The sequence below is a fragment of the Streptomyces sp. NPDC051109 genome (assembly GCF_044455885.1).
In the GTDB taxonomy this organism is placed as follows: Bacteria; Actinomycetota; Actinomycetes; order Streptomycetales; family Streptomycetaceae; genus Streptomyces.
Genome location: NZ_JBITFF010000023.1, coordinates 108,385 through 118,306 on the forward strand (window position 1 = coordinate 108,385; position 9,922 = coordinate 118,306).

10 protein-coding genes and 2 pseudogenes are annotated in these 9,922 nt (G+C 68.5%); 11 read left to right on the top strand and 1 reads right to left on the bottom strand.

The window, feature by feature from the left end; translation table 11 throughout:
- The first annotated feature begins 70 nt into the window (after nucleotides 1-70).
- From ACIBAD_RS31740 to ACIBAD_RS31765, 6 genes and pseudogenes are all read left to right on the top strand, one after another.
- A complete protein-coding gene (locus ACIBAD_RS31740; protein ID WP_208328908.1) occupies nucleotides 71-373 on the top strand; it encodes a Ku protein in 303 nt (100 codons plus the stop codon).
- 215 nt (nucleotides 374-588) lie between these two features.
- The gene (locus ACIBAD_RS31745; RefSeq protein ID WP_398910127.1) at nucleotides 589-714 is read left to right on the top strand and encodes a hypothetical protein; all 126 of its coding nucleotides are present in this window, start codon (nucleotides 589-591) and stop codon (nucleotides 712-714) included.
- Nucleotides 715-1,155: 441 nt separating this feature from the next.
- On the top strand, nucleotides 1,156-1,719 hold the full coding sequence (locus ACIBAD_RS31750) for a hypothetical protein (protein ID WP_134068488.1): 564 nt from the start codon (nucleotides 1,156-1,158) through the stop codon (nucleotides 1,717-1,719).
- Nucleotides 1,720-2,244: 525 nt separating this feature from the next.
- Entirely contained in the window at nucleotides 2,245-3,219 is a 975-nt protein-coding gene (locus ACIBAD_RS31755) for an endonuclease/exonuclease/phosphatase family protein (RefSeq protein WP_398910129.1), read from the top strand.
- Nucleotides 3,220-3,616: 397 nt separating this feature from the next.
- Nucleotides 3,617-3,691, top strand: a pseudogene (locus ACIBAD_RS31760) (transposase); the annotation flags it as partial.
- A gap of 88 nt (nucleotides 3,692-3,779) precedes the next feature.
- Nucleotides 3,780-3,881: pseudogene (locus tag ACIBAD_RS31765) on the top strand (transposase); the annotation flags it as partial.
- Between the two features lie 486 nt (nucleotides 3,882-4,367).
- Here the strand turns inward: ACIBAD_RS31765 and ACIBAD_RS31770 are convergent.
- Entirely contained in the window at nucleotides 4,368-4,637 is a 270-nt protein-coding gene (locus tag ACIBAD_RS31770; RefSeq protein WP_398910131.1) for a hypothetical protein, read from the bottom strand.
- Between the two features lie 367 nt (nucleotides 4,638-5,004).
- Here ACIBAD_RS31770 and ACIBAD_RS31775 point away from each other — a divergent pair, with 367 nt between their 5' ends.
- The 5 genes from ACIBAD_RS31775 to ACIBAD_RS31795 all read left to right on the top strand — a co-directional run.
- Nucleotides 5,005-5,610, top strand: a complete 606-nt coding sequence (locus ACIBAD_RS31775; protein ID WP_134068487.1) for an ABC transporter ATP-binding protein — start codon at nucleotides 5,005-5,007, stop codon at nucleotides 5,608-5,610.
- The gene (locus ACIBAD_RS31780; RefSeq protein ID WP_398910134.1) at nucleotides 5,607-6,476 is read left to right on the top strand and encodes an ABC transporter permease; all 870 of its coding nucleotides are present in this window, start codon (nucleotides 5,607-5,609) and stop codon (nucleotides 6,474-6,476) included. Before ACIBAD_RS31775 ends, ACIBAD_RS31780 begins: the two co-directional genes overlap by 4 nt.
- Nucleotides 6,477-6,492: 16 nt before the next feature.
- Nucleotides 6,493-8,334, top strand: coding sequence for a polyprenyl diphosphate synthase (uppS, locus tag ACIBAD_RS31785; protein WP_398910136.1), 1,842 nt, complete (start codon nucleotides 6,493-6,495; stop codon nucleotides 8,332-8,334).
- A gap of 412 nt (nucleotides 8,335-8,746) precedes the next feature.
- A complete protein-coding gene (locus tag ACIBAD_RS31790) occupies nucleotides 8,747-9,247 on the top strand; it encodes a phosphotransferase (protein WP_398910138.1) in 501 nt (166 codons plus the stop codon).
- Nucleotides 9,248-9,668: 421 nt separating this feature from the next.
- A partial coding sequence (locus tag ACIBAD_RS31795; RefSeq protein WP_398910140.1) for a serine hydrolase occupies nucleotides 9,669-9,922 on the top strand: 254 nt, incomplete at its 3' end.

A 9,922-nucleotide genomic window follows, 5' to 3' on the forward strand; every position in this document is an offset into this window, starting at 1 on the left:
CGACGGACAGCCATACGATTCGCTTGCACCAGCTGGAGCGCGGGACGGCGGCCGGATCCGGAACCGGCGCGTGAACGAGCGCGCCGGCGACGAGGTGGACGTGGCGGAAATCGTGCAGGGCTACGACACCGGATCCGAGTACGTGGTTGTCGAGCCGCACGAGCTCGACGAGATCGATCCGGGCCGGTCCCGGTCGATCGACGTGGCCGGCTTCGTCGACCTGGACACCGTCGACCCGGTCTTCTTCGACAAGACCTATTTCCTCGGGCCTCGGGGAGCCCGGCAGGGGAAGCTCTACGCCCTGCTGGAACGGGCGCTGGCCGAGTCGAACAAGGCCGGCATCGCAACGTTCGTGATGCGCGGGAGGGAGTAGATGGTCGCGCTGAAGGCTGAGGAGGCGGAGGGCCTGCTCAGGATTCACCCCCTTCACTGGGCCGACGAGCTCCGAGATCCGCACGCCGAGGCGCCCGACCTGCCGGGGGAGGTCGGGGCGACGGCGGCTGAGCCTGGCCATGGAGTGGACCCGAAGTCCTTCCATGACACCTCCGCGAGAAAGTCGAGGCCCTGATGGAGGCGAGGGCGGCCGGAGTGACGGGGGAGAAGACCGAACCGGCGGCGAAGCCCACCGGCGCCGTCGACCTCATGGAGGCCGTGCGCGCCAGCGTCGAGCGGGCGGTGATCTCACCCTGGCGGGGCCGGGTGGGCTGCCGCTGAGCAGGAGGCTGAACGGTACGGTTGCGGACTGGTCGGTGAGTGTCTGGGGTCTTCCTTGAAGGCCCTGTCGCTGTCCTGCGGGCAGGGACAGGGCCTTGCCGTCACATTCGCTCCCGGCGCCGCCGACCACGCCCACATGCGGCCCGCCCCGCCCAGTGGAATAGTGGGAGGGGATGGAGGCCGCCCTGGGGGTGTGGGTGATCACAGCCCTCCACGTGTCGTCAGCAACTCCGCTCCCTCGCGCTGAGGTCGAAGACGCCGACGCCTCAACCGCCACCGGCAAGGACCGGGGCCTTGAGCATTACCCGTCGGCTCTGAGGCCATCCGATCAGCGGCGAGCACGTTCACCGCCGACACTCTCGCGCGAGGCACGGGAGACGTGCGGGGGCGGGGACCTACTCAAGCGAAGTGACTGCCTTCAGTCGAGGAAAGGGACATCTCATGCGAAGGAAGACCCTCTCCACCGCGGTCGTGGCCGCTGTCGCGTTCAGCGGGTGGACCACTGTCACCCTGATGACGGCCGACGCAGCGGAACGGGCCGCACCCGGCGCCACCTGCTTCCTTTCGGAAGGCCCCAACAACACGTTCGGCGTGTCGGGCGACGGGTTCAGATCCGGAGAACGCATCACCGTAAAGAACTCACAGGGCGCCACGGTGCGCACGACCACAGCCATCACAGGAGGCTTCTTCGAGGTCACGGGGCTGCCGAACGACACCTACAGCGCCGCAGGACGTCGGGCCAAGGCGATCTGCCCGAAGTGGGTGTCGGACGAGGAGGCTGCGATCAAGTGCACCGTGACCAAGGGCCCTGGAACGACCTACGGCGTGTCCGGCAGGGGATTCCCGGTGGCGGAGACGGTCACGTTGAAGAACTCCTCCGGTGCCGTCGTGAATACCACCCAAACCATCCAGGACGGGTTCTTCGAGTTCACTGGCGTCCCCAATGACACGTACACCGTCACTTCGAAGTTCGCGAAGGTGACCTGTGCCAAGGCTGCCGAGTAGCGGCACCTCCCCGCCCACCGGCGGCCGCCCCGCGGCGCCCGGCACGCCTTCTCGGTGTGCCGGGCGAAATCCCGAGTACGTCCAGTACACGGGGTCCTCTCCGCCCCTGAAGCAACATTCTCTCCAACGCGAGGCCAAGTGCTCGGAGTGCCGGACAAGCCTTTCTGCGGCACAGCCGCAGGTGCCGGGCCGCAGTCGCTACCCAGAGAACCACCGAAGTCAGCTCGGTCCGGCCGCTGCCGAACGAGGCCGCCACCGGCTCCAGAGACTGGGCGAGGCTGGGCCAGTGCGGGCTGGCTCCGTAGTACTGCCTCAGCATGGCCATGGTTGGGGGGTGAGGTCGCGGTCACGGTCCCACTGGCCGTGATGGTGATGTTGGAGAGAGTGACCGGTCCCGCAGCTCGTCCGACAAGCGCTGCCGATGAGTGAACATGCAGGCGAGTCCACCCGGGATTTCGAGCCGTTCGGATGCGCGCGAAAGACTAGTCCGCGACCCGGTCAACGACGACGGGAGCAGCAGTGAGCTTGATCATCGGGACCTGGAACGTAGAGAACTTCTGCCGACCGCTGCCACCCGGCAGCACCCCTAACCCCAACAGGTGCGCCGCCAAGGACCAAGCGACCTACGACGCCAAGGTCGAGGCCTTGGCCGGCGTCATCACCGAAATCGGGCCGGACCTGCTCGGCGTGCAGGAGGTCGGCAGCCAGGAGGCGCTGGACGACCTGGTGGCCAAGCTGCCGGGCACCTGGCACACCGCCCTGTCGAACCACCCGGACCCCCGCGGCATCCGGGTCGGCGTCATCAGCCGCTTCCCTCTACTCGACATCCAGCAGCGCAAGGACTTCCCGAACCACCTCCGCCCCATCCAGGTCGAGGACCAGGGCGACGACGCCCTCACCAGCGAGATGGGGCGCGGCGGTCTGGCCGTCCGGGTCGAGCCGTCTCCCGGCCAGAGCCTCCACGTGGCTGTCTGCCACCTCAAGTCAAAGCTGCTGACCTTCCCAAACAAGCAGCACGACACCCACGACGAGCACTTGCGCGCCCGCTATGAGGCATACGCGCTGTTCCGCCGCACCGCCGAGGCCGTCACCATGCGCGGCATGGCCGACGACCTGCTCCAGGGCAACGGCAAGAATCGCAACGTCATCGTGCTCGGTGACTTCAACGACGAGTGGCAGGCCGCCACCACCCAGATTCTGTACGGCCCGCCCGGCTCGCAGATCGGTACCGGCGGCTTCACTCACCCCGACAACCCGGGCGATGCCAACCGCCTGTGGAACCTGGCCCCGCGCATCCTGGAGCAGGGCGGCTTCTCTCGTATCTTCGAGGGCCAGCACGAGCTGATCGACCACATCATGATCAGCCACGCGCTGCTGGCCAAGTTTGAAGAGGTCTCGACCGGCAATGAGAAGCTGCCGAATGTGGTGGAGGCTCAGCCGGCCGCGGCCCACGACAAGCCGTCCGACCACTCCCCGGTGGTGGCGAAGTTCAACCTGTAGGTGCGGCAGGGCCAGCGCAGAAGGTGCCTGGTGCTGTCTCCCTTGGCTGTGCGTATTCCACCGCGTCAGCTCGACTTCTTGTCGGGCTGTGACCGCCATGTTCGATGGATGGACCAGTTCCGCCACCGATAGATGTGCCGCGACGCACGGGAGGCGGAACGTTCGGTGCACGAGGACTGCCTCACGTGGGGCCAGCTCAGCTCATCATGGCCTCTAGGATCAGCCTAGTGACCTGAGTCAGAGATTCCGTGTTACTGACCTTGAAGGTGGGTTGTCGTAGGGGCTGACGATTGGTGATCGTCGCGGTATGCCGGGTGTGTGAGGTATCCGCAGGGTTGGGGGTCTGACGGCGGAGAGACAAGCGTTCCGTGAGCGGGTCCGGATGGAAGCAGTCGCAATGTTCGCCGCCGGGCGGGGCAGTACGGACATCGCGAAGGAGTTACGGGTCAGCGTCCGGTCGGTCCAGCGGTGGCGGCAAGCGTGGAAGGCGGCCGGTCGGAACGGGGGTGCGTTCCCGCGGCCCGGCATCCCGGCCGAAGCTGAGCGAGCCCCTGTTCGACGTGCTCGGGGAGGAACTGGTCAAGGGCCCGGTCGCGCATGGTTGGCCGGACCAGCGATGGACGTTGGCCAGGATCAGCACGCTGATCGGCCGGCGGTTTCACAAGTCGATGACGCTGTCGGCGATCTCGCAGATGCTGCGGAGACACGCTGGAGTCATCAGGTTCCGGCCCGTCGTGCAGTCGAGCGTGACGAGTCGGCGGTGGCCGGCTGGGCCGCACGTGGAAACACCGCGGTGGCGCTCGGGCCTGGATCGTCTTCGAGGACGAAGCCGGATGCTCGATGACGCCGCCGACCTCCCGCACCTGGAGCCGACGCGGCGGAAAGGGCACCGGGGCCGCATCCAGGCGGCCCGGCGCGATGGCACCGTTGCCGATGCACCAGATCCTGCCGGACACGGGCGACGACCGGATTCTCCTGCCGCTCGATGTCGACTCCGTCGACACGCTGGTGGTGCCGCTGCACCCGCACTTGCTATGGGAGTTCTCGAACTCGCCCGAGGCCGCTGCTCTGCTGTGGCTGGTGCTGCTGGAGGCGCAGCAGCACCACCCCAAAGAAGAAGTCGAAGATCAGGAACTTCCAGCTGGCACTCATGGCCGCACCAGCGTCGCGCTGGTCAGCGCGGCGGTGGCGACGCCCTCCAGGGGCTGTACGTGCTGCGGGGCGCGCACCCAGACCCGGTGCTCGGCCGGCTCCACCGTGTCCCCGGGGCCGTTGCGGTACGCGGGGAGGCCGACCTCGTACATCCATCCGTCGCGGACCTGGCGCTTGGACCACAGGTGGGCGACGACGGCCTGGTCCCCGGGGAGCAGCACCCGGATGGGGACCGGCACCGGATCGGGGGCGGAGGACGACGTCATGTCTCCACCGTAGGCGCCGACCCCGAGTGACCACGCAGTCTTGTTGGCAAGCGTCAACGTCGTGCTGCCCAGGCCAGCGAGATGTGACGCCTGGTAGTTGGCAGGTACAACGCAGGCTAGTTGGCGAGTCGTCTACACGGATAGTGACGCCCGCGCGAGAAGTCAGGCCGTCACAAAAGCCACGGAGGCGCTGGTTACGGGGCGCGGTGCGGTCAAACCGTCATCCACGCGCGGCCCCGGGGTGAGCTGGGCACAGTCTGCGGACAGATAGCCACACCCGTGACAGGGGGGCTCGTGTCTGTTCCACCTCGGGATCGTTAGGCCATTCGGACACGGTCGATCCAGGGCTACGGGGGGAGAGGCGGGCGTGGAGGTTAAGGATGTGCACCATGCCTACCGGCGGCGCGCGGTCTTGCACGGCGTTGACCTTCGGCTGCAGGCCGGGACGTTGTGCGGGATCGTCGGGGAGAACGGCGCCGGCAAATCCACCCTGCTAAAAATCCTTTCTGGTGAGCTGCGGCCCACGCGCGGCACGGTCCGTCACAGCGGCCGGTTCGGCTACTGCCCGCAACATGTGGTTCTCAATGACGCGCTGACCGTCCGGCAGCACCTGACGTTCTTCCAGACGGCCTACCGCCTGCCCGATGTGCGGTACGCGGAGGAGGTCATGGAGGTGCTGGGCTTTACCGGATACGCCGATGAGCGGGCCGGAGTGCTCAGCGGCGGCACCAGGCAGAAGCTGAACGTGACGCTGGCGCTCATGCACGATCCGCAGGTCCTACTGCTGGACGAGCCGTATCAGGGCTTCGACTGGGACACCTACCAGCGGTTCTGGGACCTGGCAGTGAGGCTGCGGGACGCTGGACGCTCGGTCCTGGTCGTCTCCCATCTGGCGTATGACACCGAACGTCTGGACGAGTTGTGGCGCCTGCACAGCGGGATGCTCCGGCAGGACGAGGCAGTCGCCGCGTGAGGTTTCACCTGACCCGCTTCGCGGTCGCCACCCGGTTCACGCTCGTCGAGCACGGCCGCAACCGGTTCGCCCTGGTCCTGGTCGCCCTGTTCGTACCCCTGTGGACCACCCTGGCGTTCACGGTGCTTCCTGAGACCCCGGCCCCGATGCGGCTGATCGCCACCGGAGAGGCGCTGTCCCCGCCCGGCAACGAAGTGACCGCGATCAGCGGTGCCCTCAACGCCGTCACCCTGATCACCGGTTTCATGATGTTCGCCGCCACGTACGCCGGCAGCCATTTCGACCGCCGGCTGGCCATGGCCGGCTACCCCCGCGCCCACCTCGTCCTGGCCAAGGTCACCGCACTGGCTCTGGTCTCGGCGGTGGTCGCCGCCTACGCCACCGCCATCGCCTGCCTGGTCTGGACACCTGGCCAGCCTCTCTTGCTCGCCGCCGCGCTGTTCTGCGCCGCACTCACCTACGGCGCCCTGGGCGTTGGCTTCGGCTCCGTGCTGCGCCGCGAGGTCGAGGGCATGTTCGCGATCGTGATGACCAGCATCATCGACCTCGTGCTGCAGAACCCGATCATGAGCTCCGGGTCCGACAACCCGGTCACGCGCTACCTGCCCTCCTACGGGGCCATGCAGGCCAGCACGGCGGCCGGATTCTCCACCAGTCCGGTACCCGACTGCCTGGCCATCCAGCTCACCTGGTTTGCGGGGGCCGCCCTCATCGCCCTGCTGGGCTTCCGCCACGGAACCAACAACGCCCTGCCCACAACGGCCCAGATTCCAGATCCCGGCCCAGGAAGCGGCAAGGCCGTCCTTCCCGCGCCCAGCCGAGCTCTCGCACCATCGGCCACCATCTCCGACACGGAAGCACACTGAGGTCCTGGATCCCGATATGCGCGCGAAACCGCACCCCGCCGCTGCAGAGCCCGACGTGTCCACCCACGCGCCGCGCGGGCGAACCACCGCCCGATCGCTCACCGGTGAAGACCCCCACCTGCGGGCGGCGTACCGGCTGTGCCACCGCATCACACGCGTGCACGACCCCGGAATCCACGCCCTCTTCCAGCTGATGCCGGCCGCGCTACGCCCGGCCTGCTGGGCACTGTGGGCGGCAGCGAGCGTCCTGGACGACCTGGCAGACCAGCGGGATGTGGACTCGACCGAGCGCGAGGCCCGCGTCGAAGCGTGGACACAAGCCCTGGAGCGCGACCTGGCGGCCCGCATCAGCACGGACCAAGTCCGCCACGCCCTGGTGGACACCGCCTTGCGGTGGCGTCTGGACCTGCCCCACCTGCAAGGTGCTGTGAGCAGCACACTCGACGAGGTCCGCGACCGGCGCTTCGCCGACTGGGCCGAGTGGCGGGGCTGGTGCGAGGCGCTGGTGCCCTGGGTCGACCAGGTACGGCATCTGTTCGAACGGGCCGGGGCGCCGATGACGCTCAGGCTGGACCGGCAGAGGGACTACAAGCAGTTCATCGACGGGGCTCAGCTCACCGACGTCCTCACCGACCTGAGCACCGACCTCGCCCAAGGGCTCCTGCTCCTGCCACGGGAAGCCCTGGACCCCTTCCCCGACGCGGAAGATGATCTCCGGCACAGGCGCTGGAGCCCGGCCGTTGCGGCCTTGATCGCAGAGCTGACGTCCCTGGCCCGCCAATGGGTGACCAGGCCCGCCATGACCACAGGCATGCATCCGGGCGCCGCCAACATGCTCGACACGGCCGCCTGCCTGCTGCGCGCCCAGCTCGACGCTGTCGACGCCGCCGGCCCCGCCCTGCTGAAGCGGACCCCGCGCCTGTCCGTCGTGACCCGTACCCGCATCTTCGCCCCCGCCCGCCTCCGCGCGGGCCTGGCCTGGAGCCTGACCCCCCTCACCGTGCCGGAGCCCCGGCGCCCTGCGGTATCCGCGCACGTTCCGCGCCCGGCAGCCGACCACACCGCGCTCCGGACCTCGCCACCACACCCCGAGGGAGCCCGGCCCCCGCAAATCCCCGCCGACCAGATGCCCGCTCACGTCGCGGTCATCATGGACGGCAACGGCCGCTGGGCCCAGCAGCGCGGCCTGCCCCGCCCCGAAGGGCACCACGCCGGCACCGCCGCCGTCCACGAGATCGTCTGCGGAGCCCTGGACATCGGCCTGCGCCACCTGACCCTCTACGCGTTCTCCACCGAGAACTGGAAACGCGACACCGGCGAAATCATCACCATCCTGGAAGCGATCCGACGCGACCTCGACGAAGGCCCCCTCCGTGACCTCGACGTACGCCAACGCTGGCTGGGCCACCCCGACAAACTGCCCACGGAACTCGTCCAAGCACTCCAGCGCGCGGAGCGCCGCACCCGCAACCGCATCGGGCTGACCCTCACCATGTGCATCAACTACGGCGGCCGCGACGAAATCACCCGCACCGCCGCAGCACTCGCCCGAGCAGCCCAAGCAGGCGATATCGACCCCCACCTCATCAGCGAGGACGACTTCGCCCGCCACCTGCCCCACCCCGACATGCCCGACGTCGACCTGCTGTGGCGCACCGGCAACGAACAACGCACCTCCAACTTCCTCCCCTGGCACGCCACTTACGCCGAACTGCACTTCACCCCCGGCTACTGGCCCGACATCGACCGGCGTGACCTGTGGCAGGCCATCACCGAGTACAGCCGCCGCCAACGCCGTCACGGCGCCGCCCCTCTCGCCATTACCCGGGACGATGCTTCTGCTTTGCCCTCCAGGTGAACCCGCGGACCGGCTGCGAGGCATGCGCTGGCACCGGACCGGCCAGACGACCTCCGCCCCGTTGATCTGCCAAGCGGCCGTCCAGCGGATCACCCAATGTCCCGCATGATCAGCTGAGTAGGGGCCTCATCCAGGCTCCCATACGACGACATCAGCTCGTCCAGGCCGCCGCGTCGGAACGGCCTGCGGGGCAGCCTTCGGATTCACCGCACCAGATCACCAGCTCCGGCGCCCCGCAGCAGTTGACCACAGCTAATCGCATGGAACTGGGAGACACCGCTCTACGCATCGAGGTCGCCGTAGCGGCAGCGCTTGCCTGCGGGTCTTCAGAGAGCTCGGGAGATCCAGCCGGGGAGCCGGATCTCCCAAAGTGCAAGGTGGCCTCCACCTACCTCAAGTACGGTGACTCGGCATGATCGAATCCGAGATTGAGACCAGTGAGGATCTGGTCCGCGACCTGCTTCGGGAACAGCATCCAGACCTGGCCGAGCTGCCCATCCGCGAAGTGGCGGGCGGCTGGGGCAACCAAATGTGGCGCCTCGGTGACCAGTTGGCCGTCCGGATGCAGCGGATGGACACGAGCCCCGATCTGCAGCTCAAGGAGCGCCGGTGGCTGCCGACTCTCGCAGCTCGCCTGCCGCTGCCGATTCCTGTCCCCCTACGGGACGGTGCACCATCCGAGCGCTTCCCCAAGATCTGGACCGTCATGACATGGGTCGACGGCACGCCGCTGGACCACGGCTCGATCACTCGCGGCGACCACGCGGCCGAGACGCTGTCGGACTTCCTCAGGGCGCTGCACGTGGAAGCGCCCACCGACGCACCTACCGCTTCGGACCGGGAGCCAGGGGGGAGGTGCGCCCGGGCCGGTGTCGCGGTACCGCGGGGGAGCGGTGTGCATTCGTCGCGATAACCGGAGAAACGATTCACCGGCGAGAAGGTGACGCCTGCAGCGATCCCCGGCCCGCTGCCGTCTGGCGAAGCCGGCAGCCCATCGACAGGCATCAGGCCCGTACCCGCCCTGGCACGCCCCGGTGCCGTCGGCGCCGGGGGCCTGCCGTCGTGCGGGCCGGGCTGCTGCCGGCGGAGGCGGGCATCAGCACACTGTGGGGAGCTCTGGAACATCGACGTCAGAGCCTCGCGCGCACAGACGGCGAGGGACGGGAGGTGTGGGGTGGGGGCAACCCCCCTTTCCACCCGGGTGTCAGCGGGATGGGCGACCGGTGTGGCGGCCCGGGAGGCTGGGGCGGAAACGGTACAGGCAACAGAAGCGGGAGCAATCGGTGAAGGCACGTGCGGGGGGCGCAGCACTGTTGGCGGGGATTTGCGCGGTGGTGGTATCAGGGGTCTTCCCGGCGGCCGCGGCGGAGCGGGCGTCGGCCCCGCCGCCCGCCGGCCTGGGGGAGGCCATCGAGCAGACGGTCGCGGACGGATTCCCGGGTGTCGTGGCGTATGCCAGGCACGGAGAGCGGGAGTCACGGATGGCGGCCGGGCTCGCGGACACGGCGAGCGGCGAGCGAGCACGGCCGGACCAACGGTTCCGGATCGCCAGTAACACCAAGTCATTCGTGTCGACGGTGCTTCTGCA

Bases quoted from the DNA above. Each gene is read 5' to 3' on its own strand.
- ACIBAD_RS31750 (WP_134068488.1), top strand. From the start codon at position 1,156: ATGCGAAGGAAGACCCTCTCCACCGCGGTCGTGGCCGCTGTCGCGTTC.
- ACIBAD_RS31770 (WP_398910131.1), bottom strand. From the start codon at position 4,637: ATGACGTCGTCCTCCGCCCCCGATCCGGTGCCGGTCCCCATCCGGGTG.
- uppS (WP_398910136.1), top strand. From the start codon at position 6,493: ATGCGCGCGAAACCGCACCCCGCCGCTGCAGAGCCCGACGTGTCCACC.
- ACIBAD_RS31790 (WP_398910138.1), top strand. From the start codon at position 8,747: ATGATCGAATCCGAGATTGAGACCAGTGAGGATCTGGTCCGCGACCTG.